This window comes from Klebsiella sp. BIGb0149 (assembly GCF_004362605.1).
In the GTDB taxonomy this organism is placed as follows: domain Bacteria; phylum Pseudomonadota; class Gammaproteobacteria; order Enterobacterales; family Enterobacteriaceae; genus Klebsiella; species Klebsiella terrigena.
The window spans coordinates 326726-343883 of the sequence record NZ_SNYG01000003.1 but is presented as its reverse complement, the minus strand read 5'-3'; the positions used below and the strand labels follow the sequence as shown (position 1 = coordinate 343883).

Sequence of the window (17158 nt, the reverse complement as noted above, 5' to 3'; positions counted from 1 at the left end):
AATAGAATATAAAATCACAAATGCGCATTTATGCTCTTTTTTTTCCAGTGCTAACATCGCCTTCAGACCTGATGGAAAGACATAAAATTCAGGCAAATATTACAAAGACCTGCATTCAAAAAATTGGACATCGCCATGAAAAACAATAAATTTCCATCCGGGATATTATTATCTCGTCGTAAGCTATTACAGCTTACGGCTATATCCACCACATTATTAATGGGATTAGGGCTGCCCGGTTTGTCCTTTGCTGAGGATAGCGCTGAGAAATCTCGTTATGGCAAAATATTAATTATTGGTCAGGCTCTGGAACCGACGATTTACGATCCTAACCGACAGTATTCTTATGAAACCTACCGGGTTGATAAACATATTTATGAGTCGTTGGTCGCAGAAGATCTCTCCGTACCCGCGGCGCAGGGCACCCCGCCGATCGTCCCCGGACTGGCGACCCGCTGGGAAATCAATGATGATGCAACCGTCTTTACCTTCCATCTCCGCGAAGGGGTCAAGTTCCATGACGGCACGTCGTTTGACGCCGAAGCGGTGCGTTTTAACGTGCGCCGTTATACCGACCCACAGTTTGAATACTATGACGCCCGCTCACAGGCCACCATGGCTCAGGTCTATCACGATCTGAAAGCAATTGAGGTCGTTGATCCGCTTACCGTCCGCTACACCTTCAACCAGCCTTTCCCTGATTTCCTGCGTTTCTTGCCGCAGGGCAACTGGGTTTCCGGTATTTTCAGCCCGGAGGCGCTGAAAAAATGGGGTCAGGACGGGCTGGCTGAGCACCCTACCGGCACCGGCCCGTACCGCTTTGTGCTGCGGGTACGCAACGACCGCACCGAGCTGGTTCGCAACGACGACTGGTGGGGCAAAAAGCCGTATATGGAAAGGCTGATCTTCCGTCCAATTCTCGACGGCAGTACTGGCGTCAGCGCGCTGCAATCGGGCCAGGTGGATATCCTGTCACGTACCCCGACCGACGCGGTAGATCTGCTCTCACAAAGCGGCTATACGGTGCACGACAGCACAGAGGCCAACCAGCTGTTCCTCGGCTGGAACTTTGCCAATAAATATACCAGCCAGCTGGCGGTCCGTCAGGCGGTGATTAAGGCCATCAACCGCGAAGAGCTGGTGAAATCGCTGCTCAACGGCCACGCGGTGGCGAGCTACAGCATACTCAACCGTTCTAATGAAGCTTTTCTGGCCGAGCAGAAAGACTATGCCTACGACCCGGAAGGGGCGAAAAAGCTGCTGGCCGATGCGGGCTACCAGCCCGGCGAAGTGAGCTTCACCATCATCACTTACGACCAGAACCAGCCGGTTATCGAGTGGATCCAGCGCGATCTCAGCAAGGTCGGCATTACCGTGAAGGTCGTGTCGCAGGAGTGGATCACCTACAGCTCGCATCTGGCCAACCTCGCCGATGATACCGGGCTGTTCACCATGGAGTGGGGGCTGATTAGCCCGCAGTGGCTGAACGTGGCGTGGAAAAACTACGTGGTTTCGCGGGGCAAAGGCGAAAAGGTGATTACCGGCGTCGCGCCGCTGATTGCCGAGGCCAGCGTCACCATCGACCGTCAGAAAGCGTTGACCCTGTGGCACCAGGTCAACCAGCAGTTCCAGCAGCAGGCGGCGTTCGTCCCGCTGCTGGAGCTGAACCGCGTGTTTACCACCTCGCCTGCCGTCCAGGGCTTTAACGTACCGGCGCAGAACTTCTACGACCTGACCCGCGTGTGGCTGAAATCATGATACGCATCGTACTGCTTCGGCTGGCACAGGCCGTCCCGCTGCTGTTTCTGATCTCGCTGCTGGTGTTCCTGATTGCTAAGCTGGTACCCGGCGACCCGATCGCCAACGCGCTGGCCGGCCAGCTCTCCGCCGAAGCTATCGAGCAGATCCGTCACGTCTACGGACTGGATAAACCGGCGGCGGTCCAGTACCTGCTGTGGCTGAAAAATCTGTTCAGCGGTGACTGGGGAACTTCGCTGACCCTGCGCGCGCCGGTGGTAGAGGTACTGAGTAGCGCCTTCGCCAATACCGCCATCCTTACCGGCGCCGCGGTGCTGATGTGCCTGATCCCCGGCGTGGCGGTCGGCGTGGCGTGCGGCCTGTGGCAGAACACCCGCCGTGACCGTCTGGTGATGCTGTTGGTGCAGCTCGGCCACAACGTCCCCATCTTTTGGCTGGCGGTGTTTTTCATCTGGCTGTTCGCCGTCAAGCTGCGCTGGTTTCCGGTCTCCGGCATGTACGACATGCGCGGCGATCGCGGACTCGGCGATCTTCTGCACCATCTGTTTTTACCGGCGCTTTCGACGGCGCTGATCTCAATGCTGATCCTCGCTCGTCAGGTGCGTAACAGCGTAATTGGCATTATGAATGCCGACTACATCCGCACCTACCGTGCGCTAGGCTATCCCACCGCGCTGCTGCTATGGCGGCATCTCGGACGCAATCTTCTGGCGCCAATTGTCAGTATTACCGGGCTGCAAATCGGCTACCTGCTGAGCGGCGTCATTTTTATCGAGAAAATTTTCGCCTGGCCCGGCATTGGCACCCAGCTGTACAACGCCGCGGCTGGCCAGGACTACCCCACCATTCAGACCGGGGTAATGCTGATTGCCGCTTGCTTCCTCGCCGTCAACCTGCTCAGCGACATCCTGCAGGATTGGCTCGACCCGCGCCACCAGGGAGCCCGCTAATCATGACCACGACCCTGTTCCTGCGCCGGCTCTCCCGACACGGGCTGGCACTGTTCGGCCTGTTTATTTTTCTCACCGCGCTGCTGGTCTCTCTGCTGGCTCCGTGGCTTTCGCCATACGACCCGCTCGCTTCGTTTGACGGCCTGCGCCTGGCGCCGCCGGGAACGCCGGGTCATTTACTCGGCCTGGATAATCAGGGGCGCGACGTACTGAGTCGAATCATCTGGGGCGGGCGTAGCCTGCTTACGGCTTCGGTGCTGCCGATTATCTTCGCCGCGCTGATTAGCCTCGCGCTCGGCATGCTGGCAGGTTTTCGCGCCTCGGTCTTTTCCGAACTGATTATGCGCAGTATGGACATGCTGTTCGCCTTCCCGATGGTGCTGTTGGCCATCGGCCTCTCGGCGGTGCTGGGCAGCGGCTATCCGACGCTCATCATCACCCTGATTTGCAGCGTCATTCCCTACCTCACCCGCGTGGTCTATCGGGATACTCGCGCCGAGGCGGCGAAAGAGTACGTCGAGGCGCTACGCGCCCAGGGAGCGTCGACCGTCGACATTCTGTTCCGTGAAATCCTGCCCAACGTGGCGACGCCGCTGCTGGTTTACACCACCTCGTTGCTCGGCGGCATGGTGGTATTTCTGGCCGGCCTCAGCTTCCTCGGCCTCGGCGTACAGCCACCGCAGGCGGACTGGGGACGCATGGTTGGCGAAGGCGCACAGATGATGATCCTCGGTGCGCCGCACGTCGCTACCGCCCCAGCCCTGGCGATCGTGCTGCTGTCGTTGGCTTTTAACTGGTTGGGGGACGGCTTGCGCGATCTCCTTGACCCTTACCAATAAGGAGCGGCAACCATGAGCCTGCTGCAGATTGCCCACCTTAACGTGCTTTTTCACCGCCAGAACGTGCAGGCGGTGGACGATGTCTCCCTGACCGTTGCTCCCGGCGAAGTGCTGGCGCTTGCGGGCGAATCCGGTTCCGGAAAAAGCGTCACCGCCGCCGCCATTCTCGGCCTGCTTCCCGCGGGCCAGGCGACGGTCAACGGCAGCATCGCTTTTGACGGCCAGCCCTTGTTGCACCAATCCACCGCGCGGCTTAATCGTCTGCGCGGACACGATATTGCGATGGTGTTTCAGAACTCGCTTTCCACGCTCGACCCGTCATGGCGAGTGGGCAAGCAGCTGCAGCACAATCTGCGCCGCCTGCATCCGGCGCTGGGGCGGCGCGCTCTGCGTGATGAGGCGCTGACGTGGCTTACCCGGATGAAAATCCGTCAGCCGGAGCAGGTAATGGCGCTCTATCCGCACCAGCTTTCCGGCGGTATGCGCCAGCGTATCCTGATTGCCCTCGCCGCCATGTGCCGCCCGCGGCTGCTGATTGCCGATGAGCCCACCACCGCGCTGGACGCCACCGTGCAGCGCGAGGTGCTCCAGTTGCTCAAAGAGCTGTGCCAGCAGCAGCAGATGGCGCTGCTGATCATTACTCACGATTTCGGCGTGGTGGCCGCGTTAAGCGACCGCGTCGCAGTTATGCAGCACGGGCGCATCGTTGAGCAGGGGTCAACGGCTGACCTTATCGCCGCGCCGCAGCACCCGTATACCCAATCGCTGCTGGCGGCGGTACCGTGGCCGAACACCACGCCGGTGGCCGAATACCACGACGAAGACGCGCCGCTGCTGCAAACCCACGGATTGGGAAAAGATTTCTGGCGCCGGGAGACGCGGGGCTGGTGGCCGAAAAAGGTGGCCGTTACGGCGGTTAACGACGTCAGCCTGGCCGTTCAGCGCGGCGAAATTGTCGGCATTATCGGCGAGTCCGGGTCCGGAAAATCCACCCTGGCGCGGCTGCTGGCGCAGCTGATCCCAGGCGATCGCGGAGAAATGCGCTTTGCCGGCGAGCTGGTGAGCAACAAGGATAAGGACAGCATCACCACTCTGCGTTGTCAGCTTCAGTGCGTCTTTCAGGACAGCCTGGCCTCATTCAACCCGCGTCTGACGCTGGAAGAGCAGCTGGTTCGCCCGCAGTTCCGTCTTGGCACGGTCGCACAGCGCCCGCAGGCGGTAGCGCGCGCCAGGTCCCTGTTTAGCGAAGTTGGGCTGGACGTCGCTCTGCTGCAGCGCTATCCGCACCAGCTCTCCGGCGGTCAGCGCCAGCGCGCCAATATCGCCCGCGCCCTGGCGGTGAATCCCCGCTTCCTGCTGCTCGACGAACCCACCTCCGCGCTGGATCTCACGGTACAGGCGCAGGTAATGGCGCTGCTCACGCGCATGCATCGCCAGCACGCCCTGACCTGCCTGTTTATCAGCCACAACCTGGCCCTGGTCGCGCAGTTTTGCCAGCGCATTGTGGTAATGGCCCGCGGCCAGATAGTGGACGATTTCCCGCGCCACGCGCTGTACGCCGCGGATCGTCATCCGATCACCCGGCAGCTGCTGGCCGCCAGCTACCTGCTGCCAACGGGCGCGACGGACGCGGCGTTAAAACGTTTTGCCTGATCCATTTTTATAAGGACGCACCATGACAACCGCAAAAAAACAGCTGTTATTCAACGGCTTTATGATGAACGTCGTCGGCCATGTCTCCGCCGGACTGTGGCGGCACCCCGATGACCGAGCCAGCGAATACACGACTCTCGACTACTGGCTGCACATTGCGCGCCTGCTCGATGAGGCCGGTTTTGACGCTATGTTTATCGCCGACGCGCTGGGGCAGATAGACGTCTACCAGGGCAAACCCGATGCCGCGCTGCGTACCGCCGCGCAGTCGCCGGTCAACGATCCGCTGCTGCTGGTCTCGGCGATGGCCGCCGCCACCCGACAGTTGGGGTTTGGCATCACCGTTTCAACCACCTACGAGCATCCGTATCTGCTGGCGCGCAAGTTCACCACGCTCGACCACCTGACCAAGGGGCGAGTGGCGTGGAACATCGTAACGTCGGTGCTGGAGTCCGCCGCGCGTAACCTCGGGCTGGAAAAACAGATGGACCACGACGAACGCTACGAGCGTGCGCAGGAGTTCCTTGAGGTGACCTACAAGCTGTGGGAAGGCTCGTGGGAAGACGATGCGGTACGCCGTGACCGCGAGGCGGGCGTCTATACCGACCCCGCCAAAGTCCACCCGATCCGCCATCAGGGGCGCTGGTTTACCGTGCCGGACGCGCACCTCTCTGAACCCAGCCCGCAGCGAACGCCGGTGCTGTTCCAGGCAGGCACCTCTGACCGGGGTCGTCTGTTTGCTGCACAGAATGCCGAAGTCGTGTTCCTCGGCGGCACCACGCCGCAGTCGATCGCGCAGAATATCGACAAAATTCGCACCCTGGCGCATGAACAGGGGCGCGGCGCCGAGGCAATTCGCTTTATCACCGCCATCAGCGTGGTGGTCGATGAGGACGATGCCAGGGCACACGCCAAATTCCAGGACTACCTCAACTACACCAGTCAGGAAGCGGCGCTGGCGCTGTTCTCTGCCTGGACGGGAGTGGACTGGTCCGACTGGTCGCTGGACGAGCCGCTCAAATATATCGAAACCAACGCCAGCCGCTCGGCGCTGGCCGGGCTGACGCGCATTGACGCCGAGCGCCAGTGGACGGTGGGCGATATCAGTAACTACATCGGCATCGGCGGCATTCACCCGACGCTGGTGGGGAGTCCGCAGAGCGTCGCCGACCAGCTGGAAGCCTTTGCCGACGCCTCCGGGGTTGATGGCTTCAACCTCGCCTACGCCATCAGCCCCGGCAGTTTCGAAGATTTTGTCCGCTGGGTGGTGCCGGAACTTCAGGCGCGGGGACGCATGCGTCGGGCGGACGGTACGTCGCTCACCCTACGCGAACGCCTGCAGGGTCGCGGGCAGCAGCGGCTGCGCGACGATCACCCCGGCACCCGCTTTCGTCAATTAACAGACGGCTATCCTCAGGAGGTGCAATGAGCATCCATCTGCACTGGTACCTACCGACCAATGGCGACAGCCGGGGGATCGTCGGCGCAGGCGATGACTCTCAGCACATCAGCGGCATCAGCGGCCAGTTCCGCCCCGCCACCCTCGATTATCTGATCGATATTGCCCGCAGCGCAGAGCGCCTGGGCTTTGAAGGCGTACTGACACCGACCGGCAGCTGGTGCGAAGACGCATGGCTCAGCACCATGGCTATTAGCCAACACACCGAGCGGCTGAAGTTTATCGTTGCCTTCCGTCCGGGTTTTATTTCGCCAACGCTGGCCGCTCATCAGGCGGCAAGCTTCCAGCGGCTGACCGAGGGACGGTTGATGATCAATATCGTCACCGGCGGCGATCCGGTTGAGCAGCGCCGCTACGGCGACCGGCTGGATCACGACCAGCGCTACGCCCGCAGCGGCGAGTTTATCGCCGCGTTTAAAGGCGTTAGTCACGCCAGGAACAGCGGCCAGCCGTTCGATTTTCACGGCGAGCACTATCAGCTTGAGCAGGCCACCCTGCTACCCTCGCCGTGGTCAGTGCCGCCGGTGTTCTTCGGCGGTTCCAGCCCGGCTGCCCAGCAGGTTGCCGCCGCGCAGGCCGACACCTGGATTAGCTGGGGCGAACCGCCTGAACAGGTCGCGCAGCAGCTGGCGACGGTGCGCGCGCTGGCCGCCGCCCAAGGGCGTACGCCGAGCTTCGGCATCCGCTTTCACGTCATCAGCCGCGACAGCGAAGAAGAGGCCTGGCGTGAGGCCGCCCGCCTGCTGCTCGGCATAACCCCGGAGCGCATTCAAAGCGCCCAGCTGCTTTTGGGGCGCACCGAATCCGTCGGGCAAAAGCGCATGAGCGCTCTGCTTGACGATATTCAGGCCGAGAAGGTGACGCCGGAAAACGTCCGTCTGCTGGAGATCGCCCCTAACATCTGGAGCGGCTACGCGCTGGTGCGCGGCGGCGTAGGTACCGCCATCGTCGGCAGCCACCAGCAGGTCGCGGAGAAGATCCAGGCCTTCCACGCGCTGGGCATTGAACACTTTATTTTATCCGGTCAGCCGCATCTTGAAGAAGCTTACTGGTTTGCCGAGGGCGCAGGTGCCCTGCTACGCCGCAGCGGACTGCTGCACTCACCACTCCAACCATAAAAAAACATCGCCCCTAAGAGAGGAACTATGAGCCATGCTCAGGACATTTATGCAGGACTTAACCACCAGGAATTCGTCCACTGGAAAGTAGTGGCTCAGGAAGTCGCGGACCGTCTCTATGCCACCTTGCTGGAGCGCGATCGCGCCAATAAACATCCGTTTGAAGAGATAGACTGGCTGCGTCAGAGCGGCCTGCTCAAGCTGGCGGTGCCGAAGTCGCTGGGCGGTGGAGGGGCGAATCTGGTGCAGGCGCTGGAGATTGGCCGCATTATCTCTGCTGCCGACGGCTCGATCGGCCAGCTGATCGCCTACCACTACTCCAACGGTGTCTGGAGCTACATTCTCGGCAACCGCGAGCAGTGGGAGTTTATCGCCCGCGGCGTCGCCAACGAAGGCTGGTTCCAGTCGAGCATCAGCAACCCGCGTGACCCGCGCCTGAAGCTGGAATGGGACGGTAGCGATCTCTACGTCACCGGGCGTCGCACTTTTGCCACTGGCGCTGCCGTTTCGCAGGTAATGACCATCGCTGTATGGATAGAGGATCGGCTGGTGCAGTACCAGGTTACCGCCGATCGGCCGGGGATCGTCTTTAACGATGACTGGGACAACCTCGGCCAGCGCCTGACCGCCAGCGGTACGCTGGAGTTCAACCGCGTGCGTCTTCAGGAGAAAGATCGCCTCACCGGGCTGGAGGAGAAGCCGGAGAGCGCGCTGCTGCGCAACGCCCTGCGCAACCAGTTCAGCCAGTTGATTTTTGTCCACTTCTACCTCGGCATTGCCGAAGGCGCGCTGAAGCAGGCCGCCGCCTATTTCCGTGACACCGTACGCCCGTGGCCGGAGTCCGGCGTGGAGAGCGCGCTGGAAGACCCGTATCACCGGCTGAAAGCGGGCGAGCTCTCATCCGATCTCGCCGCCGGGATCGCGCTGGCGGAAAAAACCGCGCACGCCTTCCAGGATGCCTTCCATGCCGGCGACGATCTCACCGAAACCCAATGGGGCGAACTGGCGCTGCTAACCGATCAGGCCAAGGTCATTGCCAACAACGTGGCGCTAAAAATCAGCAACGAGATCTTTGAGCTGACCGGCGGGCGATCCACCAGCAATCAGTACGGGCTGGACGTTTTCTGGCGTAACGTGCGTACCCACACGCTGCACGATCCGGTGACCTATCGTACGCGAGAAGTGGGCGACTACGTGCTGAGCGGCAAGCTGCCGACGCCGCGCGTCTACTCGCCGCCGAAACGCTAAGGAAGCGACGATGCCGGAGATTCGGATTATCTATGACCCCGCCGAGCTGCTCGCTGCCGCGACGCTGTTTCGCCAGGCGATGTTCGGCCTCCCCGGGGGCGTCACGCCGGTGGAGGCGTGGGCCGAACGCTACGTGGTGCCGGGGCGCGTTTATACCGCTTCGTTCGACGGCCAATTAGCGGGCACCAGCAACAGTTTCCCCGGCGAACTGACTCTGCCGGGCGGCCAGCGCGTGCCGCATGCCGCCGTCACCCACGTCGGCGTCCTGCCCCACTTCAGCCGTCGCGGCGTGCTGCGGGCGCTATTCAGCCAACAGCTGGCCGATCTTTACCAGCAGGGGGTAGCCGTCGCCACGCTGCGCGCTTCGCAGGGCACCATTTACGGGCGCTTCGGCTACGGTATCGCCACGGCTATTCAGGATCTTAGAGTTGATAAACGCGAGCTGTCATCGCTGCCCGCCGCCGAAGGTGATATTCGCCTGCTGCCTTACGCCGACGCCTGGGAGGCGCAACAAACCGTCGTGACGCGCTACCCGCAGCGCCACGCCGGCACGCTGACCCGCTGGCCGCAGTGGTGGGCGCTCCAGCAGCATCGTCTGGCGCACAGCAGCCTGAACCATTATGTGGCGCTGGCGCTCAAGGATGGCGAGCCTCAGGGCTTTGTGCGCTATCACGCCAGGCCCGACGACAACTGGTTGTACAGCACTGAGCGCACGCTGGTGGTTGACGATCTGCACGCCGCTGACCCGCAAATAGCCGCGCAGCTGTTCGGCTATCTGCTGCAGCTTGATATCGCGCGCTATATCGAACTGCCGCACCGCCCGGTGGATGACGCCCTGCCGCTGCTGCTGGCAAATCCCCGCGCGGTGCAGCAAGTCAGGCGCATCGACGAAAGCTGGCTGCGAATCCTCAACGTCGAGCGGACGTTTAACGCCCGAGCCCTTGGCGACGGCGAGGCGCTCACGCTGGCGATTGATGACCCTCTGATTGAGGCAAACCGCGGCGTCTGGCGGCTATCGTCTAACGGCATTCAGCGCAGCGCCGGCCAGGCGGATATCTCGCTGGGTATCGATGCGCTTGCCATGCTGCTGCTCGGCGAATACACCGCTCACCAGCTCGTGGCCGCACGCCGTATTCAGCCTCACCATTCGCAGTCCACCACGCGTTTGACGCGCTTGCTGGCCTGTCATGAACATCCCTGGTCGGGAATTTTCTTCTAACTTTTTCTGGAGATTTTTTGATGCACAGCATTCGTTGGCCCCTGATGGGCCAGGCCCTTTTTGTTGCCTTCATCACTAGCGCAATGGTTCCGGCGTTTGCCGAAGAGGCTGCGCCGCAGCCCGGTGGCACGCTGAAGATTGCCTCATTACAGCCGGATCTTGACGCCTTCGATCCGCTGACCGGCTACTCGGTTGACTCGTGGGAGATCCTGCGGGCGGTCACCCGCCAGCTGGTCACCTACCCCGGCTCGACCAGCAGCCTGAAGGATGACACCACGCTGGTTGGCGATCTGGCAAAATCATGGGACGTCAGCGCCGATGGCAAAACTTACACCTTCCACCTGCGCGACGGTATTCGCTTCGCCGGGCCGACGACGCGCCCCATTGTGGCAAAAGACTTCGTCTACGCTATCAAGCGTTTCTGCGATCCCAACAAGCAGGTGGCGGCGGTGAACTACTTTAACCTCGCTTTCTCCGGGTTTGCCGATTACTGCCAGGCGTTCGGTAAAGTCGCTACCGGCGATCTTGCCGCCAGCAAGGCGTTCATTGACGGCCACGAGATTGCAGGCGTCAGCGCGCCAGACGACAAAACGCTGGTACTGCGCTCCGACAGCAAAAACTACGACTTCCTCAACATTCTGTCGATGAACTTCGTCACCCCGCTGCCGGAAGAGGTCGCTTCGCGCTACTTCCCGGACTCACAGGAGTTTCGCAAAAACTTTCCGTCCAGCGGGCCATATGAAGTCGCCAGCTACGCCAGCGGCCAGAAGCTGGTATTAAGCAAAGTGAAAGACTACAACCACGCGGAAGATCCGGCGCGTAAAGCCTGGGTTGACGCCATCGAGGTGAGTTTTACCGGCAACAACGAAGACAGCGTGATGCAGCGTATTCAGGCGGGCGATGCGGATCTGTCGCTGTACCTTGACGTACCGCCGCAGGCCGCGGTTCGTCAGTATCTACTGAAAAAGAGCCCGTATCTGCACGCCGCCAACAGCGGTGCGGCGAACTTCATCGCCATTAACGCTCAGCCGCAGGCGAAGAGCGCCGGCGCAACAGCCCTGCGCGACCTGCGCGTGCGCCAGGCGTTGGCCTACGCGGTGAACAAGTCGCACCTGGTGCAGGCGCAGGGTGGGAAAATCGCCGCGCTGCCCCTGGGGCAGATTATCACCAGCACCCTGCTCGGCCATGAGCCGTTCGATCCGTACGCCACCACGGACAGTAAAGGCGACCCGGAAAAAGCCAAAGCGCTGCTGAAAGAGGCCGGACTGGCGGATGGGCTGACGTTGGATCTGGTCTATCGCGCCAATAACCAGTTCAGCACCCTGGCGGTGATCCTCAAAGAAGATCTGGCCCGCTCGGGGATTCGCCTGAACCTGATCCCGGTGCCGCCGCCGCAGTTTATGTCGTATTTACAAAGCCCGGAAAACCGCTGGGATCTTGCACTCGGTCAGACCTCCCCTGACTGGCAAGGTCCGGCGACGCGCATGCTGCTCGGAGGCTGGCTGAATTCAGATGCTTCGCCATGCGGGCGCGGCAACGTCTACGCCATCTGCTACAGCAACGACAAGCTGAACCAGTTAGCGAAGCAGGCCTACAGCTCGGACAACCCTGGCCCTATCTGGCAGGAAGCTGACCGCCTGGTCTCCGCTGATCTGCCGTGGATCCCGCTGTTTGAGAAACGCCGCATTGCGGTGACGTCTGAGCGCGTCACAAACTGGACGTGGTCTTCGCTGGCGACCCAGGCCGATATCACCAATATTGCGCTGAAGCCTTAAGGGGGCGTCATGCCATTACTCAATGTACGCGACTTAACAATTGGCCTTGACCCGCGTAGTACGCTGGTCAAAGGCGTCAGTTTTCACGTCGAGCCGGGAGAAACGCTGGCGGTAGTGGGCGAGTCAGGGTCGGGGAAAAGCCTGAGCCTGCTGGCGGTGCTTGGCCTGTTACCGACACAGATGCGCGTGCAGGGAGAGATTGTCTTTAACGACCAGCCGCTGCACGCCTTTACGGCGAATCAAAAGCGCCAGCTGCGCGGCGCGCAGATAGGCTACGTGTCGCAGGACCCTCTAAGCAATCTGCACCCGCTGAAAAGCGTCGGGCGGCAAATCGAGGAGGCGATCCTCGCTCACCGGCGCGTGGGGCGTAAAGCCCTACGCACGCAGGTACTATCGCTGCTGGCGGAGGTAGGCATTGCGGATGCCGCCCGCCGCTATCACGAACGTCCGGCGAAGTTCTCCGGCGGCCAGCGCCAGCGGGTGATGATCGCCATCGCCATTGCGTTGAATCCAGCGCTGATTATCGCAGATGAGCCAACGACCGCGCTGGACGCCACCGTCCAGGCCTCAATTCTGCGCCTGCTGAAGCGGCTCCAGCGCCAGCATGGCTGCGCGCTGGTGTTTATCAGCCACAACCTACGCGTGGTGGCTGATATTGCCGACAGGATCGTGGTAATGCAGCACGGCCAGGTTGTCGAACAGGGGGCAGCACGCGCCCTTTTCGACGCGCCGCAGCATGACTATACCCGCTCGCTGCTGCAGGCGGGCTGGCATCCGCGCGCCCCGTCGCCCTTCCGTTACGACGAGGCGACGCCGCTGCTGGAGGTGAGTCAGGTTTCGCGCAGCTTTGTGAGACCCTCGCGGCTCTGGCCGGGAAAAGCGGCTGCGCCGGTATTGAATGACATCAGTTTTAATCTGCATGAGGGGGAGATTCTCGGCCTGGTCGGCGAGTCCGGATCCGGGAAGAGCACGCTGGGGCGCATCGTCGTCGGACTGGACCGCCCGGACGGCGGCACGCTGACGCTGGCGGGCCAGCCGTGGAGGGAGCCGGGTAGCCATCACCCGGAACGCCACGCGGTGCAGATGGTGTTTCAGGATCCCTACAGCAGCCTCAATCCACGGCGGCGCGTTGACGACACGCTGGCGCAACCGCTGCAGCTAACCGCCCTGCGCGAACGCGGCCAGCCGCTGTCGCCGCTGGCGCTAAGGGCGGCTATCGACGATCTGCTGGCGCAGGTGGAGCTGCCCGCTTTAGCGGCCTCGCGCTACCCGTCGCAGCTGTCAGGCGGCCAGCGCCAGCGGGTGGTTATTGCCCGTGCGCTGGCGATGAAACCGAAGCTTATCGTCGCCGACGAGGCGGTGTCGGCGCTGGATATCACCACCCAGCACCGCATCATTCAGCTGTTTACCCGACTGCGTAGCCGCTATGGCCTGTCACTTCTGTTTATTTCGCACGACCTCGATGCGGTGGCGGCGCTGTGCGACCGCGTATTGGTACTGCAGGCAGGGCACATTATCGAACAGGGCAGCACCGAGCAGATCTTCCAGCGGCCCCAGCACGCATGGACCCGCCTGCTGCTTGCGGCCATTCCCGGCACCGGCCATCGTTTTAGCGAGGAGGTAGTCTATGAGTCAGCCGCTGCTTTCTGAGCCGTTCGCCCTCCCGCCTGTGACGTTCTGGCAGAGGCTATGGCGGGAACCGAGCGCCCGCCGTGGACTGGTGATTGTGGCGCTGATGGTACTTGCGGCGCTAGCTGCGCCAATGGTCGCCGCATGGCTAGGCCATAGCGAAACCGGGCAGTTTCGTGATAGCGCGCTGTCGGATATGGGCCTTCCCGTAGGGCCGAGTGCAGCGTTTCCGCTCGGCGCGGATGATAACGGTCGCGACGTGCTGGTGCGCACCCTGTTCGGCACCCGCATTTCGCTGCTGATCGCCGTCCCCGCCACCACTCTGGCAATGCTGATTGGCCTGTTCGTCGGGCTGTTTGGCGGCTATCGCGGCGGGCGCATTGACGCGCTGTGTCAACAGCTGATCAATCTGGTACTTTCGTTTCCGTTCGTGGTCACGGCGCTCAGCCTGCTGGCGCTGAATCAAGGCGGCGAGAGCGGTCCGCGCGTCGACCCTGTGTGGGTCGTGATCTTTGTGATTACCTTCTTCTCCTGGGGCTACTTTGCGCGCCTGAGCCGAGGGCTGGTGCTGGATCTGCGCCAGCAGGAGTTCGTGGCTGCCGCGGTGCTGATGGGTGAAAGCCAGTGGCGCATTTTGTGGCGCGATATTATTCCCGGCGTGTTGCCGACGATGGGCGTGTACTGGGCCATCCAGCTACCTACCAACATCATCGCTGAAGCCACCCTTTCCTTCCTTGGCGTAGGTATTCCCGCACCCGCCGCAAGCCTTGGCAATATGATTGCCGACGTGCAGCGTTCGGCGATGTATCAGGTACAGCCGTGGTTTCTGGCTGCACCCGCGCTGGCGCTGTTTTTCATCGTACTCGGTTTTAACTGCCTCAGTAGCGGCCTGCGTGACGTACTGGACCCTCATCTGGAGCGACGATAGTCATGACTTTTTCCACTCTGTTTAACACGCTGCTGCGTAGCGCCCTGACGCTGCTGCTGGTGCTGATCGTCGCCTTTTCACTCACCCGTATCGCCTATCAGGATCCGGCGGTGATGCTGGCGCCGCGAAACGCCACGCCAGAGGCCGTTGAGGCTATAGCCCGGGCGTTACACCTCAACGATCCCTGGTATCAGCAGCTGCGCTATTTCCTGCTGCGTGGCCCGGAGATCCAGGGCGCGCCGGTGGGCATGCTGCATTGGCCGCCAGCGCTGGGCTACTCGTTCCGTTTCCAGACGCCGGTCACCCAGCTGATTTTGGAGAAGGTGCCGGTTACGCTGTCGCTGGCGCTGGGCTCGCTGGTTATCTGGACGGTGGTGTCGCTGCTCACCGGCGTGCTGGCGGCACGCTACCGCGACCGCTTCGTCGACCGCCTGCTGGCATTCTTCGCCTACGTCGCGCTGTCGCTACCCACCTTCCTGAGCGGGATGCTGATTATCTTCTTCCTGTTTTATCAGCTGTCGCTGCACAACATAAACTGGTTTCCTGCTGGCGGCTATGTGGCCCTGCGCGATGACCCGTGGCAGTGGGCTCGGCATCTGGCGCTGCCGTGGCTGACGCTGACGCTGGCGGAGACAGCTATTTTTCAACGCGTGTTGCGCAGCAGTATGCTCGACGTGCTGCACAAGGACTATATCCGTACCGCGCGGGCAAAAGGGGTGCGCGAGTGGCGGGTATACTTCGATCACGCGTTAAAGCCAGCGCTTAGCCCGGTATTGATGCTCACCGGGCTGGAGCTGGCGGCGATTATGGGCGGCGCAATTGTCACCGAGAAGATGTTCGGCCTCGACGGCGTCGGACGGCTGGCGATTGATGCGGCGCTGGACGGCGATTTCCCGGTGGTGATTGGCACCACCATTTTCGCCGCCTGCGTGTTTATTGTCTCTAACCTGTTGACCGATCTTTTTCATCGCCTGTTTTTACAGAGTCAATGAGGGTGTAAGCACTCCGCTATGCCTGGTGGCTATGGACCCCTACCGCTGCTCAATCTCGCCTGGGGGGCGGATTAACGCCCCTTATCAATCGTACAGTTCCACTGTTGGCTCACGCTGCTCTGGCTGGTCGCTATCTGTAACGACAGACGGGCATCCAGGGTATGCGTGACGCTGTATTCAAGCACCACGTCATCCAGATCGCGGGCGATACGTTCAATGCGAAACAGAGGGCGACCGGGTTCAATATTTAATAATCCCGCCGTGCGGGCATCGCAGCAAACCGGCGTATAGCGTTCCGTGGCGTTAGCCGGCGAGTAGCCGAACGTTTCCCGCAGCTGCTTATACAGCGACCGACTACCGTCAACGTGGCTCAAATCATTATAAATACGGCCATTTAGCCAGGTAAGAACGTGGCCAACCGGTCGCTCCCCCTGCACTAATAGCCGCTCCAGACGCATCAGCTGGCTGCCTAAATCCAGCCCCATCGACTCCGCCACCTGGCGGTCGGCCATCGTCGAAATTAGCGACAGCACTTCCACCTCAACCGTGCCGTCTCCATCAAAGGTTGTCAGTACGTCAGGGAGATCGGTGTAGTACTTTTGCAGCGCATCGCGGTTGATAAACGTCCCTTTCCCCTGCTCCCGATACACCATGCCAATGCTGGCCAGCGAATCAATCGCCTGCTTAATAGTGCCTCGCGCAACCTTGAACTCCCCGGCGAGCAGCAGCTCGCCGGGAAGCTTATCGTCATAGGTAAAAGAGAGGATCCGCTGCAGGATAACGTCTTTTATCCTTAAATAGAGAGGGAGTCCATCCGACTCAAACATACTTGTGCTCCACTCAGAGGTAGTGTATCTGGCTCCTGTATGTGCTCAGTATATCCTGATTTATCTCCTGATTACCGTCTATGTTTGCGCTGGCGAGAATGGGCGGCGTGCGCTCATTTTCCAGCATGATTTCACAAATAAGTAATACCAGACTGTTAGCAATGGCCGCGCCCATAATGGTGGAGAGCGGCGCGGCTTTTTGCGCCAGGCCCGGCAGGCTAACGGCTGCATCGCCATACTCGCAGTGGTTATCGATGGTGATGTCGGCAATATCGACCAGCAGCTTGCCGCTGGAGTGGCGCGACGTCACCCGCGCCGCCGTCACGAGGCTGGTAATGGCGATAACCTTTGCCCCACAGGCTTTCGCCGCCAGCGCGACATCAATCGTAATCGCGTTTCGCCCGGAGACAGAGTGAATCAGCAGCGTATCACCCGCGCGCAGCGGCGACTCCTCAACCAGCACCCGTCCGAGATTTTCCACATTTTCCACCGCGCTGGTGAGGGTTAACGGCCTGACGTTAAGCATCAACGCGGGGGTAAAAAGCGGATTGATAATGGCCAGCCCCCCTGCCCGATAACTCATTTCCTCCGCCAGGATCCCGGCGTGGCTGGCACCAAAAACGAAGATATTGCGCTGCGCCAGAATGCTTTGGGCCATGATTTCCGCCGCCTGGGTTAACGCCTCGGGGCGCTGCTCAAGAAAATCCAGCTTCTGGCGGATCTGCCCGTAGTACTGTTTCAGTGCCTGACTCATAGACTTCCT

General features: G+C 61.2%; 14 protein-coding genes and 1 pseudogene. 13 read left to right on the top strand and 2 right to left on the bottom strand.

Going from position 1 to position 17158, the window contains the following annotated elements; translation table 11 throughout:
• Positions 1-240 precede the first annotated feature (240 nt).
• The 13 genes and pseudogenes from EDF75_RS13475 (at position 241) to EDF75_RS13420 (ending at position 15568) form a co-directional block, all read left to right on the top strand.
• Positions 241-1758, top strand: coding sequence for an ABC transporter substrate-binding protein (locus EDF75_RS13475; protein ID WP_241721480.1), 1518 nt, complete (start codon positions 241-243; stop codon positions 1756-1758).
• Positions 1755-2708, top strand: a complete 954-nt coding sequence (locus EDF75_RS13470; RefSeq protein ID WP_045858055.1) for an ABC transporter permease — start codon at positions 1755-1757, stop codon at positions 2706-2708. The genes EDF75_RS13475 and EDF75_RS13470 overlap by 4 nt, the downstream gene beginning before the upstream one ends.
• Before the next feature lie 2 nt (positions 2709-2710).
• Positions 2711-3547 carry an ABC transporter permease gene (locus EDF75_RS13465; RefSeq protein ID WP_133599767.1) on the top strand — a complete coding sequence of 279 codons (837 nt, stop codon included), beginning with the start codon at positions 2711-2713 and terminating at the stop codon, positions 3545-3547.
• A 12-nt stretch (positions 3548-3559) separates the two neighbouring features.
• Positions 3560-4330: pseudogene (locus EDF75_RS27630) on the top strand (ABC transporter ATP-binding protein); the annotation flags it as partial.
• Between the two features lie 18 nt (positions 4331-4348).
• Positions 4349-5200, top strand: coding sequence for an ABC transporter ATP-binding protein (locus EDF75_RS27625; protein WP_463671432.1), 852 nt, complete (start codon positions 4349-4351; stop codon positions 5198-5200).
• Between the two features lie 22 nt (positions 5201-5222).
• Positions 5223-6629 carry an LLM class flavin-dependent oxidoreductase gene (locus EDF75_RS13455; RefSeq protein WP_133599765.1) on the top strand — a complete coding sequence of 469 codons (1407 nt, stop codon included), beginning with the start codon at positions 5223-5225 and terminating at the stop codon, positions 6627-6629.
• Positions 6626-7777 carry an LLM class flavin-dependent oxidoreductase gene (locus EDF75_RS13450; RefSeq protein ID WP_133599764.1) on the top strand — a complete coding sequence of 384 codons (1152 nt, stop codon included), beginning with the start codon at positions 6626-6628 and terminating at the stop codon, positions 7775-7777. Before EDF75_RS13455 ends, EDF75_RS13450 begins: the two co-directional genes overlap by 4 nt.
• Before the next feature lie 27 nt (positions 7778-7804).
• Positions 7805-9025 (top strand): acyl-CoA dehydrogenase family protein, encoded by a 1221-nt coding sequence (locus tag EDF75_RS13445; protein WP_133599763.1) that lies wholly within the window; start codon positions 7805-7807, stop codon positions 9023-9025.
• 10 nt (positions 9026-9035) lie between these two features.
• Positions 9036-10244: a GNAT family N-acetyltransferase gene (locus tag EDF75_RS13440; protein WP_133599762.1), complete on the top strand. Its 1209-nt coding sequence runs from the start codon at positions 9036-9038 to the stop codon at positions 10242-10244.
• A 20-nt stretch (positions 10245-10264) separates the two neighbouring features.
• Entirely contained in the window at positions 10265-12019 is a 1755-nt protein-coding gene (locus tag EDF75_RS13435; RefSeq protein WP_133599761.1) for an ABC transporter substrate-binding protein, read from the top strand.
• A gap of 9 nt (positions 12020-12028) precedes the next feature.
• Positions 12029-13669 (top strand): dipeptide ABC transporter ATP-binding protein, encoded by a 1641-nt coding sequence (locus EDF75_RS13430; protein WP_133599760.1) that lies wholly within the window; start codon positions 12029-12031, stop codon positions 13667-13669.
• On the top strand, positions 13647-14576 hold the full coding sequence (locus EDF75_RS13425; RefSeq protein ID WP_133599759.1) for an ABC transporter permease: 930 nt from the start codon (positions 13647-13649) through the stop codon (positions 14574-14576). The genes EDF75_RS13430 and EDF75_RS13425 overlap by 23 nt, the downstream gene beginning before the upstream one ends.
• A 2-nt stretch (positions 14577-14578) precedes the next feature.
• Entirely contained in the window at positions 14579-15568 is a 990-nt protein-coding gene (locus tag EDF75_RS13420) for an ABC transporter permease (RefSeq protein ID WP_133599758.1), read from the top strand.
• Positions 15569-15639: 71 nt separating this feature from the next.
• On the opposite strand, the gene EDF75_RS13415 is transcribed toward EDF75_RS13420, so the two are convergent.
• Both EDF75_RS13415 and EDF75_RS13410 read right to left on the bottom strand, forming a co-directional pair.
• Positions 15640-16395 carry a GntR family transcriptional regulator gene (locus EDF75_RS13415; protein ID WP_133599757.1) on the bottom strand — a complete coding sequence of 252 codons (756 nt, stop codon included), beginning with the start codon at positions 16393-16395 and terminating at the stop codon, positions 15640-15642.
• A 13-nt stretch (positions 16396-16408) separates the two neighbouring features.
• The gene (locus EDF75_RS13410) at positions 16409-17149 is read right to left on the bottom strand and encodes a sugar isomerase domain-containing protein (protein ID WP_133599756.1); all 741 of its coding nucleotides are present in this window, start codon (positions 17147-17149) and stop codon (positions 16409-16411) included.
• Between the last annotated feature and the right edge of the window lie 9 nt (positions 17150-17158).